This is a genomic window from Streptomyces sp. NPDC002853 (assembly GCF_053591915.1).
The window spans coordinates 1-14,853 of sequence record NZ_JBSFUS010000011.1 but is presented as its reverse complement, the minus strand read 5'-3'; the positions used below and the strand labels follow the sequence as shown (position 1 = coordinate 14,853).

At 69.5% G+C, this 14,853-nt stretch carries 15 protein-coding genes and 1 pseudogene; 9 read left to right on the top strand and 7 right to left on the bottom strand.

Features of this window, described 5'->3' with window-relative positions; genetic code table 11:
* Positions 1 to 254 precede the first annotated feature (254 nt).
* Complete coding sequence (locus ACWD02_RS28895) at positions 255 to 2,867, top strand: FHA domain-containing protein (protein ID WP_451215393.1); 2,613 nt, start codon at positions 255 to 257, stop codon at positions 2,865 to 2,867.
* Positions 2,868 to 2,970: 103 nt separating this feature from the next.
* Here the strand turns inward: ACWD02_RS28895 and ACWD02_RS28890 are convergent, their stop codons facing one another.
* From ACWD02_RS28890 to ACWD02_RS28880, 3 genes are all read right to left on the bottom strand, one after another.
* Positions 2,971 to 3,690 (bottom strand): transglycosylase SLT domain-containing protein, encoded by a 720-nt coding sequence (locus ACWD02_RS28890; RefSeq protein ID WP_451215391.1) that lies wholly within the window; start codon positions 3,688 to 3,690, stop codon positions 2,971 to 2,973.
* A 294-nt stretch (positions 3,691 to 3,984) separates the two neighbouring features.
* Positions 3,985 to 5,067 (bottom strand): S-adenosylmethionine:tRNA ribosyltransferase-isomerase, encoded by a 1,083-nt coding sequence (locus ACWD02_RS28885; RefSeq protein WP_451215389.1) that lies wholly within the window; start codon positions 5,065 to 5,067, stop codon positions 3,985 to 3,987.
* Positions 5,064 to 5,762, bottom strand: coding sequence for an SDR family NAD(P)-dependent oxidoreductase (locus tag ACWD02_RS28880; RefSeq protein ID WP_451215387.1), 699 nt, complete (start codon positions 5,760 to 5,762; stop codon positions 5,064 to 5,066). The genes ACWD02_RS28885 and ACWD02_RS28880 overlap by 4 nt, the downstream gene beginning before the upstream one ends.
* A gap of 192 nt (positions 5,763 to 5,954) precedes the next feature.
* On the opposite strand from ACWD02_RS28880, the gene ACWD02_RS28875 reads away from it, so the two are divergent.
* The 3 genes from ACWD02_RS28875 (at position 5,955) to ACWD02_RS28865 (ending at position 8,171) form a co-directional block, all read left to right on the top strand.
* Entirely contained in the window at positions 5,955 to 7,100 is a 1,146-nt protein-coding gene (locus ACWD02_RS28875) for a GAF domain-containing sensor histidine kinase (RefSeq protein ID WP_451215385.1), read from the top strand.
* Positions 7,093 to 7,755 (top strand): response regulator, encoded by a 663-nt coding sequence (locus ACWD02_RS28870; RefSeq protein ID WP_451215383.1) that lies wholly within the window; start codon positions 7,093 to 7,095, stop codon positions 7,753 to 7,755. The genes ACWD02_RS28875 and ACWD02_RS28870 overlap by 8 nt, the downstream gene beginning before the upstream one ends.
* Before the next feature lie 170 nt (positions 7,756 to 7,925).
* A complete protein-coding gene (locus ACWD02_RS28865; RefSeq protein ID WP_451215381.1) occupies positions 7,926 to 8,171 on the top strand; it encodes a chaplin in 246 nt (81 codons plus the stop codon).
* Between the two features lie 139 nt (positions 8,172 to 8,310).
* On the opposite strand, the gene ACWD02_RS28860 is transcribed toward ACWD02_RS28865, so the two are convergent.
* On the bottom strand, positions 8,311 to 9,090 hold the full coding sequence (locus ACWD02_RS28860) for a hypothetical protein (RefSeq protein WP_451215379.1): 780 nt from the start codon (positions 9,088 to 9,090) through the stop codon (positions 8,311 to 8,313).
* 105 nt (positions 9,091 to 9,195) lie between these two features.
* On the opposite strand from ACWD02_RS28860, the pseudogene ACWD02_RS28855 reads away from it, so the two are divergent.
* The 3 genes and pseudogenes from ACWD02_RS28855 to ACWD02_RS28845 form a co-directional block, all read left to right on the top strand.
* Positions 9,196 to 9,744: pseudogene (locus tag ACWD02_RS28855) on the top strand (ABC transporter ATP-binding protein); the annotation flags it as partial.
* Between the two features lie 362 nt (positions 9,745 to 10,106).
* Positions 10,107 to 10,535 (top strand): NfeD family protein, encoded by a 429-nt coding sequence (locus ACWD02_RS28850; protein ID WP_451215377.1) that lies wholly within the window; start codon positions 10,107 to 10,109, stop codon positions 10,533 to 10,535.
* Between the two features lie 119 nt (positions 10,536 to 10,654).
* Positions 10,655 to 11,614 (top strand): SPFH domain-containing protein, encoded by a 960-nt coding sequence (locus tag ACWD02_RS28845; RefSeq protein WP_451215375.1) that lies wholly within the window; start codon positions 10,655 to 10,657, stop codon positions 11,612 to 11,614.
* Positions 11,615 to 11,640: 26 nt separating this feature from the next.
* Here the strand turns inward: ACWD02_RS28845 and ACWD02_RS28840 are convergent, their stop codons facing one another.
* The 3 genes from ACWD02_RS28840 to ACWD02_RS28830 all read right to left on the bottom strand — a co-directional run bounded on the left by ACWD02_RS28840 (position 11,641) and on the right by ACWD02_RS28830 (position 13,676).
* On the bottom strand, positions 11,641 to 12,147 hold the full coding sequence (locus tag ACWD02_RS28840) for an HNH endonuclease (protein WP_451215373.1): 507 nt from the start codon (positions 12,145 to 12,147) through the stop codon (positions 11,641 to 11,643).
* Positions 12,148 to 12,293: 146 nt separating this feature from the next.
* Positions 12,294 to 12,833, bottom strand: a complete 540-nt coding sequence (locus tag ACWD02_RS28835) for a YbhB/YbcL family Raf kinase inhibitor-like protein (protein WP_451215371.1) — start codon at positions 12,831 to 12,833, stop codon at positions 12,294 to 12,296.
* 60 nt (positions 12,834 to 12,893) lie between these two features.
* Complete coding sequence (locus ACWD02_RS28830) at positions 12,894 to 13,676, bottom strand: sporulation protein (protein WP_451215369.1); 783 nt, start codon at positions 13,674 to 13,676, stop codon at positions 12,894 to 12,896.
* A 160-nt stretch (positions 13,677 to 13,836) separates the two neighbouring features.
* On the opposite strand from ACWD02_RS28830, the gene ACWD02_RS28825 reads away from it, so the two are divergent.
* Together ACWD02_RS28825 and ACWD02_RS28820 are read left to right on the top strand one after the other, a co-directional pair.
* Positions 13,837 to 14,478, top strand: coding sequence for a DNA-3-methyladenine glycosylase (locus ACWD02_RS28825; protein ID WP_451215368.1), 642 nt, complete (start codon positions 13,837 to 13,839; stop codon positions 14,476 to 14,478).
* A gap of 128 nt (positions 14,479 to 14,606) precedes the next feature.
* Positions 14,607 to 14,783: a hypothetical protein gene (locus ACWD02_RS28820; RefSeq protein WP_451215366.1), complete on the top strand. Its 177-nt coding sequence runs from the start codon at positions 14,607 to 14,609 to the stop codon at positions 14,781 to 14,783.
* Positions 14,784 to 14,853 lie beyond the last annotated feature (70 nt).

The window sequence follows — 14,853 nt, the reverse complement described above, 5'->3', positions numbered from 1 at the left end:
CGCCTCGCACTGCGCCGCCCGATTAGTGCGGGATGTGCGCAATGCTCATGATCCGTATGCACTCATGGGCGGTTACTACTCTCCGGGGCGGTTTCTGCCCCGTCAACGGGGCGGTCGCGCAGGCCCGTACGCAGTCTTCACAAGGCCCGACTTTCGGTCAGAGGCCTCCGCCTGAAATAGTTCCTCCCGATGTTCGACATCCCTAGACTCCCCATGACGGGGGCTAGCTCGGGGGACAACTCAGTGGGGCTGGAGTGCCGGAACTCGTACTGGAATTGAATGGAAGGACCTGGACGCTCGATCCGTCCAGGTCGTACACCCTCGGACGTGATCCGCAGGGGGATCTCGCGCTTGACGACGCCAGGGTGTCCTGGCGTCACGCCACGATCAGCTGGAGCGGTCGCAGTTGGGTCATCGAGGACCACGGCAGCACCAATGGCACCTATGTGCAGGGCCAGCGGATCCACCAGATGGAAATCGGCCCCGGCTCGGCCGTGAACCTCGGCAACGCGACCGACGGTCCGCGGCTGAATCTGTCCGGCAGCGCCTCGGGCGCCGCCGTGTCCGCACCGCAGCAGGCCGCTCAGCAGGCCCCGGCCCATCAGGCGCCGCAACACCAGGCACCGCAGCACCACGCGCAGCAGCAGGGCGGACCCGGCTGGGCCGCCAAGGCACCCGAGCCGCAGGCGTCGCAGTACCCGGCGCAGCAGCAGATGCCCCAGCAGCAGGGCTGGCCGCAGCCCCAGCAGGCCGCTCAGCACCAGCGGCCACAGCAAGCACAGCAGCCGCAGGTCCCGCAGCAGCAGGGTCCCGGTGCGGGTTCCGGCGGTGTCGCGGGGGCCCCGCCGGTCTACGGTGACCGCAGCCCGACGACGTTCCACCAGCTCTCGCTCGGCCGCAAGATGCGCATCGGCCGCGCCCTGGAGAACGAACTGGTCGTCTCCGACCTCCAGGTCTCGCGCCACCACGCCGAGTTCACGGCCACTCCGGACGGCCGCTTCGAGATCCATGACCTCGGCTCGCACAACGGCACGTACATCAACGGCCAGCCGGTCGCGAAGTCGGGCACGGCCCTCATCGGCCCGAACGACATCGTCAGCGTCGGCCACTCGACGTTCCGGCTCGTCGGCGACCGGCTCGAGGAGTTCGTCGACACCGGCGAGATCTCCTTCTCCGCCCGGCACCTGACGGTGACGGTCGACGGCGGCAAGGACATCCTCAAGGACGTCTCCTTCGGCGTCCCGGAGAAGTCGCTCATCGCGGTCATCGGCCCCTCGGGCTCCGGAAAGTCCACCCTCCTCAAGGCGCTCACCGGCTACCGGCCCGCCAACAAGGGTGACGTCCTCTACGACAACCGGAACCTCTACAAGCAGTTCGCCGAGCTGCGCCAGCGCATCGGTCTGGTCCCGCAGGACGACATCCTGCACAAGGAACTGACCGTCAAGAAGGCCCTCAAGTACGCCGCCAAGCTGCGCTTCCCCTCGGACACCAGCGAGCAGGAGCGCGAGCAGCGGATCGACGAGGTCCTGCGCGAGCTCAAGCTGGACATCCACAAGGAGAAGAAGGTCACCTCCCTCTCCGGTGGCCAGCGCAAGCGCGTGTCGGTGGCCCTGGAGCTCCTCACCAAGCCGTCGCTGATCTTCCTGGACGAGCCCACCTCCGGCCTCGACCCGGGCATGGACCGCGACGTCATGCAGCTCCTGCGCGGCCTCGCCGACGACGGCCGTACGGTCCTCGTCGTCACGCACTCGGTCGCCGAGCTGGCGATCTGCGACAAGCTCCTGGTGATGGCGCCGGGCGGCTCGGTCGCGTACTTCGGTCCGCCGGAGGAAGCGCTCAACTTCTTCGGCTACCAGACGTGGGCGGACGTCTTCTCGGCGTTCGAGAACTACCGCGACTACGACTGGGCGGGCCGCTGGAAGGGCTCGCAGCACTACCAGATGTACGCCGCCGACATCGACGCCGTGGCCGCGCAGTCGGTCCACATGCCGCCGGCGCAGGCGATCAAGCCGCCCAAGCCGCAGGGCTGGGGCTCGCAGCTGTGGACCCTGATCCGCCGCTACACCTCGGTGATCGCCTCCGACAAGGGCTTCCTGGGCCTGATGGTGATCCTGCCCGCGGTCCTCGGCATCGTCAGCGTCGTCATCCCGGCCGAATTCGGGCTCGGCCCGCCCAAGCCGCCGGTCAAGTTCAACGGCGACGCCGGAACGATCATGCTGATCCTCGCGGTCGGCATGTGCTTCTCGGGCGCGGCCAACTCCGTACGTGAGCTGATCAAGGAACGGGTCATCTACGAACGGGAGCGGGCCACCGGCCTCTCCCGCTCGGCGTACCTGATGTCCAAGGTCATCGTCCTCGGCGTGATCACGGCCCTGCAGGGCGTCATCATCTGCGGCATCGGCTTCGCGACGCGCGATCTCCCGGAAGAGGGCCTGATCTTCCCGCCGGCCGTCGAGATCTGCCTGGTCATCATCGCCCTGGGCTTCACCTCGATGATGTTCGGCCTGGTCATCTCCTCGCTGGTGAAGACCGCGGAGAAGACCATGCCGCTCCTGGTGATGTTCGCGATCGTCCAGGTCGTCTTCACCGGTGTGCTCTTCCAGGTCTACGGCTCGCCGGGCCTCGAACAGTTCGCCTGGCTGATGCCGTCGCGCTGGGCCATCGCCGGTGCGGGAGCCACGCTGGACCTCGCGCACCTCATGCCGCCGTGGGACCCGAAGAAGCCGGGCGACCTCGACCCGCTGTGGGAGCACACGGCCGGCCAGTGGGGCATGAACATCACGATCCTGCTCCTGATCGGCGTCGCCTGCGGCTTCGCGGTCGCACGGCTGCTGCGCCGCCACGAGCCCGAGGTCATGCGCAAGTAGCGGACCCGCGGGAACGACGAGAAGGGCGGCACCCCCCAGGGGGTGCCGCCCTTCGGCGTCCGCAGAGCCTCGGTGAAGAGGTCCGTTGATCAGGAGATCAGGCTCAGTAGGCGCTGTTCACGTTGTCCATCGAGCCGTAGCGGTCGGCCGCGTAGTTGGCCGCGGCCGTGATGTTGGCGACCGGGTCGTAGATGTTCGTGGACGTGCCCTGGACGTGGTACGCGTCGAACGTCGGCTGGATGACCTGGAGCAGGCCGACGGACGGGGTGCCGTTGATGGCGTTGATGTCCCAGCCGTTCTTGGCGTTCGGGTCGCCCGCGGACTCACGGATGATGTTGCGGTGCAGTCCCTCGTAGGAACCGGGGATGCCCTTGGCCTTCATGATGTCCAGGGACTGGCGGATCCAGCCGTCGAGGTTGTTGGCGTAGACCGGCTTGCGCGCGGCGGCACGGCTCGCGGCTTCCTTGGCCTTGCGCTCGTCCTCGGCCTTCTTCTTGGCCGCGGCCTCCTCGTCGGCGCGCTTCTTCGCGGCGGCGTCGGCCTCGGCCTTCGCCTTCGCGGCGGCGGCGTCCTTGGCCTGCTTGTCGGCGGTGTTGTGCTGCTTGATGACACCGGCGCGGACAGCCTGCTGGGCGTCGACGTTCTGCTTGAAGGCCACCGGGGCGGCCTCCAGGCTCCGGGTCTCGGTTCCGGCATCGGCGCTGCCCGGCACGAGGGAGAACGCGAGGGCGGCGGCGCCGAGCGTGGCGACACCGGCGATCGAGAACTTCTGGGTCTTGGTCGGCGCGGGGCGACTATGACCAGGGGTGCTGAGCTTGGACATGGCTGATGGACCTCTTCGAATCGCGGAGGTCGCTCTGGCCGGCGGGGACATTTGCTTCTCCGGCACAAACGCCGCGGTGCGAGACCGCGGCGCCGAGCGACGGGTGCAATTCTTAGCGGCCGCAAAATTCTGTGGCAAAGCAGTGACGTACGATGCCGCATAGTGGATCAGGGGGCGCGACGTCCGCATTTATGGCATTGCAACCCATGCGCATAGAGGACTTTCCCCTCCACTAGGGACCTTCGTACGTGATGCACGCCCTATGTGCGGGCTCACATCGGACACGTGACAACCTCACCGATCGTTGCCGCCGCAATTCTCTGCGTGAGCAAACTCCTTCGGAAGTAGGAGATGTACGTCGCCGAACTCGTGCCACAGGTAGAGACGGCGTACGGCCTCCGTATAACCCCGGTCCACGGCGGCCCGGCCCGCGACCGCCTCCAGCATCAGCAGATGCGAGGCCTGCGGCTCGTGCAGACCCGTGAGCAGCCCGTCCACCACGCGCACACCCCGCTCGGGCGTCACCACGAGCTCCGTGCGGCCCGCAGCCGCCCGGACCACCCCGTCGGGGCCCACGGCCGACTCGACGGCGCGCACGGCCGTCGTACCGACCGCGATGACGCGCCCGCCGCCCGCCGCGGCGGCGTTGATCAGCCGCGCCGACGCCCGGGGCACATCGAAGAGCTCGGGGTAGGGCGGTTCGTGCGCCTCGGGGGACGCCACCCCCGTATGCAGGGTGACCGGCGCGAACTGCACACCCCGGCTCACCAGGCGTGCCACCAGGTCCGCGGTGAAGGGCCGGGCCGCACTCGGCATCTCCGCGCTGCCCGCCCCGTCGGCCGACGGCAGCGCGAAGACGGTCTGGTGCGCGGAGAGCGGCTGGTCCCTCTCCGTATGGGAGTAGCGGATGGGGCGCCCGTGCCGCCGCAGCAGCGACGGCACGTCGGCCGGCACCCGGGCCCACCACAACCGCCCGCTTCCCGGGCTCAGCGGCTCATCGAGGACCAGGCGTACGCCATCGGGGAGCCGTACGACTGACTTCGCGGGCCCGCCCGCCCGCGCACGCGTGGTGCCCCTGCCGTCCGGGTCCCGCAACTCGACGGCCCACCGTCCGTCGTCACCCCGCGTCGAGAAATGCACCACCACGCGCGCGTGCCCCACGGTTCCGTCGACCGCGGCGGGCAGTGTCTGTGAGGTGTTCACGATCAGCAGGTCCCCGGTCCGCAGCAGCGCGGGCAGGTCGGCGAACGCGTGATGCGAGACCTCCGTCCCGCGCGACAGGAGCAGCCGCACCGCGTCCCTGCCGAGCCGCGGACCACGCTGCTCGGCGGGGACGCGCGCCGCCAGCTCGTCGGGCACCCGCACGGCCAGCGTCATCGGGCGGCCGACAAAGACGGGGCCGTGTATCGCCCGCTCGCCGGTCGCTCGTCGAGCAACCGCAGGAAGGCGGGCACCACCGTCTCGGGTGACGGCCGCCCCGAGGCGTCATCGACCGGGACGGCCGCCTGGTAGAGATCGGTCCGCATGTCACCGGGATCGACCGCCCACACCCTGATATCCGGTTCCTCCACCGCGAGAACCGCCGACAGATGATCAAGAGCGGCCTTGGACGCCCCGTACCCGCCCCACGTCTCGTACGCCTCGACGGCCGCGTCGGAGCTGACATCGACCACCGCCCCCGCCCCCGAGGCCCGCAGCAGGGGCAGCGCCTCGCGGATCAGCCCCAGCGCCGCCACCACATTGGTCTCCAGAGCCAGCCGCAGTCCGTCGGGCGTGAGCTCCTCGAGCCGTACGAGAGGCTCCGCGCCCAGCGCGCTCGCGTTGTTCACCAGTAGATCGAGACCGCCCAGCTCGTGCGCCGCGGCCACCAGATCAGCCCGGTGCCCGGCATCGGTGACATCCCCGGCGACGGCCTCCACGCGCGCGCCGCGCCCCGCCAGATCGCGGGCGGCCTCATCGAGCGCGGCCGCCGTCCTGGCGTCCAGCACCAGACCCCAGCCCCGCTCGGCGAGCGCCGCCGCCAGCGCGCGCCCCAGCCCCTTCGAAGCCCCCGTGATGATCGCTACCGGCATGACATCCGTCCCCTCGGGTCACCCTGCGTCCGCTTCTGTGGCGGATGACCCCACGGTAGGAACGGCACCGCTCCCGGCGCCTCGTGCGCCGGCCGCAACAGCTCAGGGCCCTTGGGCCTACGCCGACAGCCCTAGGCGGTGGCCACCACAGGTCCGATACGCACTGTCACACCCCGCCGGTACGGTGAGGTCATGAGTCAAGGTCCCCGGTCCGGCCTGAACGCGGTGAGCTCCGCGCTTCTCGCCATGAGCAGGCAACTGGAGGTGCGCGACGTCCTGAAGACGATCGTCGCCTCGGCCCGCGAACTGCTCGACGCGGAGTATGCGGCGCTCGGTGTCCCGGACGACCACGGAGGGTTCGCCCAGTTCGTCGTCGACGGCGTCAGCGACGAACAGTGGCGCGCCATCGGCCCGCTGCCCCGCCAGCACGGCATCCTCGCCGCGATGCTGCACAAGGCCGAGCCCGAGCGCCTCGCCGACGTACGCAAGGACCCCCGCTTCGAGGGCTGGCCGACCGCCCACCCGGACATGTCCGACTTCCTGGGCCTGCCGATCCGGTACGGGGAGGAGACCCTCGGCGCGCTCTTCCTCGCCAACAAGAACTGCCCCAAGCCGGACGGCGGTTGCGGATTCACCGCCGACGACGAAGAGCTCCTGTCGATCCTCGCCCAGCACGCCGCGATCGCCCTCACCAACGCCCGCCTCTACGAGCGCAGCCGCGAGCTGACCATCGCGGAGGAGCGCTCGCGCCTCGCCCACGAACTGCACGACGCCGTCAGCCAGAAGCTGTTCTCGCTGCGCCTTACCGCCCAGGCAGCGGCCGCCCTGGTGGACCGCGACCCCTCGCGTGCCAAGGGCGAACTCCAGCAGGTGGCCGCCCTCGCGGCCGAGGCGGCGGACGAATTGCGCGCCGCCGTCGTCGAGTTGCGCCCCGCTGCCCTGGACGAGGACGGCCTGGTGGCCACCCTGCGCACCCACACGCAGGTCCTGGACCGCGCGCATTCCGCCGCGGTCACCTTCGACAGCCACGCCGTCCGCGCCCTGCCCGCGGCCCAGGAGGAAGCGATGCTGCGCGTCGCCCAGGAGGCGCTGCACAATGCCTTGCGGCACTCCGGCGCGGAACGCGTCTGCGTGACCCTGGTGCGACGCGGCGCCGGAGCCGCGCTGCGCGTCACCGACGACGGCTGCGGCTTCGACCCGCGCGTGATCAGGCGCGCGGGGCGGCACTTGGGCCTGGTCTCGATGCGGGACAGGGCCGGCGGGGTCGGCGGACGGCTGACCGTGGAATCGGAGCCCGGCAAGGGCACGACGATCGAGATGGAGGTTCCCGGTGGCTGACGCTGTGTTCAAGACGAAGACGGGGATCCGGGTGCTGTTGGTCGACGACCACCAGGTGGTCCGCCGCGGTCTGCGTACGTTCCTCGAGGTGCAGGACGACATCGAGGTCGTCGGAGAGGCGTCGGACGGCGCCGAAGGGGTCGAGCAGGCCGAGAAGTTGAGGCCGGACGTCGTCCTCATGGACGTCAAGATGCCGGGCATGGACGGCGTCGAGGCGCTGCGCAAGCTCCGCGAACTGGCCAACCCCGCGCGCGTGCTCATCGTCACCAGCTTCACCGAGCAGCGCACGGTCGTCCCGGCCCTGCGCGCGGGCGCCGCCGGGTATGTCTACAAGGACGTCGACCCGGACGCACTGGCGGGCGCCATCCGGTCCGTGCACGCGGGCCATGTGCTGCTGCAGCCCGAGGTGGCGGGGGCACTGCTGTCCCAGGAAGAGGCCAACACCGGGCAGGGGAGGGGCGGTTCGCTCACCGAGCGGGAGCGCGAGGTCCTCGGGCTCATCGCCGACGGCCGCTCGAACCGCGAGATCGCGCGCGCCCTCGTGCTCTCCGAGAAAACCGTCAAGACCCACGTCTCGAACATCCTGATGAAACTGGACCTAGCCGACCGCACCCAGGCCGCCCTGTGGGCCGTACGACATGGTGTGACCGGCTGATCAGCGTTTCTGCGTACTCCGTCAACCGGCGGAGCGGATGGATGCGTTCCGGTCTGAGATTCATACCGTCGTGTCAATGTCCCCCGTTCGGCGCAACCTGTGAGCCCCCGAGCCGTTCTTCAGTGCGTGCTGCGGCGGCTGGCCGCGGCGATCGCTAGGAGGGTCCAGAAGTGAAGAACCTGAAGAAGGCCGCTGCTGTCACGATGGTGGCGGGTGGCCTCGTCGTCGCCGGTGCCGGTCTCGCCTCCGCCACGGACGGTGCGCACGCCAACGGCAAGGCCGTGAAGTCGCCGGGCGTCGGCTCGGGCAACCTCGTCCAGGTGCCGGTGCACATCCCCGTGAACGCCGTGGGCAACACCGTGTCGGTCATCGGCGCCCTCAACCCGGCCTTCGGGAACGACGGCCTCAACGCCTGACGCGAACCCCAGGTCAAGCAGTGACCACCGGCCTCCCGGGCATCCCCGGGGGGCCGGTCTGCTGTGCCCCCGGCAGGGGCGCGGGGAACTGCGCGCCGGTCCACGAAGCACCCGCGGCAGAACCGAGGCACCCCCAGGGCTACCGCTCCCGCTCCTCCACATAGGCGTTGTACGCGGCCACCTGCGCCCGCCGTGCCGTCCGTTCCACCGGCCGGAGCGCCTCACCCCGCGCGGCCATCTCCGAGGCGCTCACGGCCCCGCCATGGCCGTTCTCGTACGCCACCGAGATCAGCAGGCCGACCCGCTGGGCCAGCTCCAACACCCGTACCGCACGCGGCGGATATCCGGGAGCGAGCACCTCACGCCCACGCTCGGCCCGCGCCCGGTAGGCGTCCACCGCGGCCTCGGCGACCGGCCCCGACCCCGCGACGTCGAGCTTCGAGAGCATGTCCGTCGCGTCCCGCAGTGCCTCGGCGAGCTCACGCTCCGCCTCGCCCAGCGAGGGCACATCGGCGGGCGGCGCCTCCCGCACGGGCAGACAGTGCCAGAGGACCTCCACGTGCACGTCGCCCTCGGGGCCCGCCTCGGACACCTCGGGCACCAGGCCGTACGGCGCCCCGAAGGCGACGACGGCCTCCTGCGCGTCCAGGGCGCGGGCATTGAACGCGGGCGGGCCGCTCAGACCGAGCGGATGGCCCGGCGCGGGCAGCGCGACCCGGAGTCCGGTCACCCCGAGCGTGCGCAATCGTCCGACGGCGAGCGTGAGACCGACGGGCCCCGACTCGCCGGGGAGACCTTCGACCCGGTGCACGGCGTCGTCACCGACCATCGCGTGCACCGCGTCATCCGGCGAGACAAGTCCGGCAAGAAGGGCATTTCCCCATGCGGCCAGGCGTCCTGAGCGTGGTTCCGAGAGCATGCGTACAGCCTAAGGACCGGGCTAAGGGCTGGAGCGCTCGACCGGTGGCGTAGGTTTTCTCCCAGGGGACTGCGTCCACAGACGCAAGCGACAGCCGAGACTGCAATGGGAGACAACGCGCTCATGAGCGATGTACTGGAGCTGGAGGACGTATCCGTGGTCCGCGAGGGCCGGGCTCTGGTGGACCAGGTCTCCTGGTCGGTCAAGGAGGGTGAGCGCTGGGTCATCCTCGGACCGAACGGCGCGGGGAAGACCACCCTCCTGAACGTCGCGTCCAGCTACCTCTACCCGAGCACCGGCACCGCCACCATCCTCGGCGAGACCCTGGGCAGGCCCGGCACGGACGTCTTCGAGCTCCGCCCGCGCATCGGCGTGGCCGGCATCGCGATGGCCGAGAAGCTGCCCAAGAACCAGACCGTGCTCCAGACGGTGCTCACCGCCGCGTACGGCATGACCGCCGGCTGGCACGAGAACTACGAGGACGTCGACGAGCAGCGCGCCCGCGCCTTCCTCGACCGCCTCGGCATGACCGACTACCTGGACCGCAAGTTCGGCACCCTCTCCGAGGGCGAGCGCAAGCGCACCCTGATCGCGCGCGCCCTGATGACCGACCCCGAGCTGCTCCTCCTGGACGAGCCCGCCGCGGGCCTCGACCTCGGCGGCCGCGAAGACCTCGTACGCCGCCTCGGCCGCCTGGCCCGCGACCCGATCGCCCCCTCGATGATCATGGTCACGCACCACGTCGAGGAGATCGCCCCCGGCTTCACCCACGTCCTCATGATCCGCCAGGGCAAGATCATGGCCGCCGGCCCGCTGGAACTCGAACTGACCTCCCGCAACCTCTCCCTGTGCTTCGGACTGCCCCTGGTGGTCGAGGAGCGCGGCGAGCGCTGGAGCGCACAGGGCCTCCCGCTCGGCTGACCGTTCGCATCGCACCGGCGCGAACTGCCGGGCCCGCTCCGGTCGGTAGATCACGTGCCCTGTGCGGAAGAGTCCCGCGGTCCTACCATGACCACGTGGACATCGACGCATGGGTGTGGTGGCTGATCGGCGCCGCCGCACTCGGAATCCCGCTCGTACTGACCGCGATGCCGGAGTTCGGCATGCTCTCCGTGGGCGCCGTCGCGGGCGCCGTGACCGCGGGCCTGGGCGGCGGCCTCGTGCTCCAAGTCGTCGTCTTCGCCGCGGTGTCGGTCGCGCTCATCGCGGTCGTACGCCCGGTGGCGGCGCGGCACCGCTCCCAACGACCCGAACTGGCCACCGGGGTCGAGGCGTTGAAGGGCAGGACGGCCGTCGTCCTGGAACGCGTCGACGCCTCCGGCGGCCGGATCAAGCTCGCCGGCGAGATCTGGTCGGCCCGAGCGCTCGACACCGCCCAGAGCTACGAGGCGGGACGCGAGGTGGATGTCGTCGAGATCGACGGAGCGACGGCCGTCGTCATGTGAATGCACCACGGGGTGTGCGACGGTCTGTCAGACTCGACGAGCAAGATCTTCGCCGACCCGCGTTCTGGCTCTGCGGATCTTCCGGGAACACCGAGGCAAGAGGGGTACGGGGAACAACGATGCAGCCAATCATCATCGTCCTGATCATTCTGGTGGTGCTGGTCTTCATCGCCCTGATCAAGACCATCCAGGTCATCCCACAGGCCAGCGCGGCGATCGTCGAGCGCTTCGGCCGCTACACACGGACGCTGAACGCGGGCCTGAACATCGTCGTCCCGTTCATCGACTCGATCCGCAACCGCATCGACCTGCGTGAACAGGTCGTCCCCTTCCCGCCCCAGCCGGTGATCACCCAGGACAACCTCGTGGTGAACATCGACACCGTCATCTACTACCAGGTGACCGACGCCCGCGCCGCGACGTACGAGGTCGCCAGCTACATCCAGGCGATCGAGCAGCTCACCGTCACCACGCTGCGCAACATCATCGGCGGCATGGACCTGGAGCGGACCCTCACCTCCCGCGAGGAGATCAACGCGGCGCTGCGCGGCGTCCTCGACGAGGCCACCGGCAAGTGGGGCATCCGCGTCAACCGCGTCGAGCTCAAGGCGATCGAGCCGCCGACCTCCATCCAGGACTCGATGGAGAAGCAGATGCGCGCCGACCGCGACAAGCGCGCCGCGATCCTCCAGGCCGAGGGTGTACGGCAGTCGGAGATCCTGCGCGCCGAGGGCGAGAAGCAGTCCGCGATCCTGCGCGCCGAGGGTGAGGCCAAGGCCGCGGCCCTGCGCGCCGAGGGCGAGGCCCAGGCGATCCGTACGGTCTTCGAGTCCATCCACGCCGGAGACCCGGACCAAAAGCTCCTCTCCTACCAGTACCTCCAGATGCTCCCGAAGATCGCCGAGGGCGACGCGAACAAGCTCTGGATCGTCCCCAGCGAGATCGGCGACGCCCTCAAGGGCCTCGGCGGCGCACTCGGCAACTTCGGCCCCCTGGGCGGCGGCTCCGGCAGCGCGGGCAACTCCGCCGGCGTGCCCGCCCCCGCCACCGAGCGCCGCGAGCAGCCGCGGATCGACTGAGGCCCCGACCGGCACGCGGTGCGGAACTAGGCCGCAGGCTGAGCGAGCCACTCGGGCAGCGAGGCCAGTTCCTCCCGGCCGAGCGCGAGCAGCATCGCGTCCGCGGGCGTCGGCTCGAACGGCTGCCGCAGCAACGGCATCCCGGCCTCCTCCGGAGTACGGTCCGCCTTGCGGTGATTGTCCATCGCGCACGAAGCGACCGTGTTCAGCCAGGTGTCCGTACCGCCCTGCGCCCGCGGCACCACGTGGTCCACGGTCGTCGCCCGCCTCCCGCAGTACGCGCACCTGTGCTGGTCCCGCACGAGGACACCCCGCCGCGACCACGGAGCCCGTCTTCGGAAAGGCACCCGTACATACCTGCAGAGCCTGATCACCCGAGGCACCGGTATCTCGACCGCCGCCGCGCGCACACGGAGTCCGGGGTGGGCGTGTTCGACGACTGCCTTGTCGCTGAGGACCAGCACGACGGCACGGTTCAGCGTCACCGTCGACAGCGGCTCGAAGCTCGCGTTCAGCACCAGCGTGTCCCGCATTTCGCCCACCTCCCGTATGCACACCGACCCACCCCTGGCGGGCTGGGATCAACTCTGGCCGGGCACGCCGAGATGGACAACGCAATAAAAAATGCCCGCCCCTGATCACTTCCATGACCAGGGGCGGGCAAACGTTCAGTGAACGCTCAGCTACCGGCGGGAGCCGCGTACTCGGCGAGCACCTGCGCGCGCCCGACCGTGTGGAACCGGAGGTTGAACCCGATGACAGCAGGCGAAGCGTCGGAGTCCGGCCCGAGCTTCTCCTGGTCCACCGCGTACACGGTGAACACATATCGGTGCGCCGGGTCCCCGGGAGGCGGCGCCGCGCCCCCGAATTCCTTCGTCCCGTAGTCGTTGCGCACCTGCACCGCACCCTCGGGCAGCCCCTCGAACTTGCCGCTGCCCGCACCGGTGGGCAGCTCGGTCACCGACACCGGGATGTCGATGACCGACCAGTGCCAGAACCCGCTGCCCGTGGGCGCGTCCGGGTCGAAGCAGGTCACGGCGAAGCTCTTGGTCTCCGGCGGGAAGCCCTCCCACCGCAGGTGCGGCGAGGTGTTCCCGGCCGCCTGGACCTGAGCGTCCTTAAGGACCCCGCCCGGTTCGAAGTCCTCGCTCACGACCGTGAAGGACGCCACGGGCGGATGGAAGTCATGCGGAAGCGGCGGCCTCTTGAGCTCGGTCACGTCGGCACCTCCTGGTTGGTTCCTGATCGGCGGTAGCTCTACAGCTCTTCCGTTCCGAGCCTAGAACCAGTTGCGCTTGCTGCCGACCTGGGACAGCCACTCGTTCAGGTACGCCGCCCAGTCCGTGCCCTGGAAGTCGTTCAGACCGACCTTGAACGAGCGGAACGAGTCACTGCCCTCACTGAAGAGACCCGGCTTCTTGTCCATCTCCAGGATGACGTCCATCTCGCGGTCGTCGGCCACGAAGCTCAACTCGACCTGGTTGAGGCCGCGGTACTGCTGCGGCGGGAAGAACTCGATCTCCTGGTAGAACGGCAGCTTCTGCCGCGTACCACGGATGTGACCGCGCTCCATGTCCGCGCTCTTGAAGCGGAAGCCCAGCTGGATGAACGCGTCCAGGATGGCCTGCTGCGCCGGCAGCGGGTGCACGTTGATCGGGTCCAGGTCGCCGGAGTCCACGGCCCGCGCGATCTCGAGCTCGGTGGTCACACCGATGTTCATCCCGCGCAGCTGCTGCCCGTCGATGGAGGTGACCGGCGTCTCCCAGGGGATCTCGAGCCCGAACGGCACCGCGTGCACCTGACCCGCCTGGAGCGTGAAGGCCCCACCGAGCCGCAGCTTCGTGAACTCGATGTCCTGCTTCGTCTCCTGGTCCTGGCCCTCGACCTCGACCCGCGCCTGGAGGCCGACGGAAAGACCCTCGATCTCCTGGTCCACGGACCCGCCCTGGATCCGCACCTCACCCTGGACGACACCACCCGGTACGACGTTGACCTCGGTCAGCACCGTCTCCACCGACGCACCGCCGGCACCCAGGCTCGCAAGCAGCTTCTTGAACCCCATGACTCTCCTCCCCAGGCCCCGCCTGTGGTTCGACTCGACTTGAATCCTTGATCCATACAAACGCGGTGAACCCACGTCCGGTTCCGCGTCCTCGCCCGGGCAATTCGCCCGGCAGGTGACCACCTGCCCGTACGGGCCGTCTCCAGTACGCTCGGACGCCATGATCGAGGCCCCTGACCGTACGCCCCTCACCCACGACTTCTTTGCTCGCCCTGTCCTCGACGTGGCCCCTGATCTGCTGGGCCGCGTCCTCGTACGCAGCTCACCGGACGGTCCGATCGAGCTGCGCCTGACAGAGGTCGAGGCCTACGCGGGCGAGGCCGACCCGGGGTCACACGCCTATCGCGGCCCCACCGCCCGCAACAGCGTGATGTTCGGTCCGCCCGGATACGCGTACGTCTACTTCACCTACGGCATGTGGCACTGCCTCAACGTGGTGTGCGGCCCGGAAGGCCAGGCGAGCGGAGTCCTGCTGCGGGCCGGGGAGATCACGGCCGGAGCCGAGACCGCCCGCAAGCGTCGACTCTCGGCCCGCAACGACAGGGAACTCGCCAAAGGCCCGGCACGGCTGGCCACAGCCCTTGACGTGGACCGCAGCCTGAACGGCTCCGACCTCTGCGCGGGCGGGGACGCTCCCCTCACTCTCCTCGCGGGCACCCCTGTCGACCCCGACCAGGTCAGCAACGGCCCGCGTACGGGAGTCGGCGGCGAGGGCGCCGTCCACCCCTGGCGCTTCTGGACCTCCAACGACCCGACGGTGAGCCCTTATCGGGCCCATACGCCCCGACGCCGCCGAACTTGACGCGGCCCTGGGCGGACCGTAATGTGGCCCGAGCCGCTTAACCCGGTTACGGCAATCTGCCAGCAGCCGAGAGCGGCCAACCACTACCTACGACTTCCCCTCAGCGGGGGCGCATTTCGCATGCTCGCATGCCGGAATTCGAACTCGCGGAACTCGATTATGAGTTGCAGAGGGAATCCGCTAACGTAGTGAACACGCCGAAAGGCAAAGGCCCCCAACGGCCACCGGAAATGAAATCCGAACCGGGAACGGAACGGAAAGCGGATCTGGTAGAGTTGGGAACGCAAGACAGCAAGACAAAATGAAACACCGAAGGGAAGCGCCCGGAGGAAAGCCCGAGAGGGTGAGTACAAAGGAAGCGTCCGTTCCTTGAGA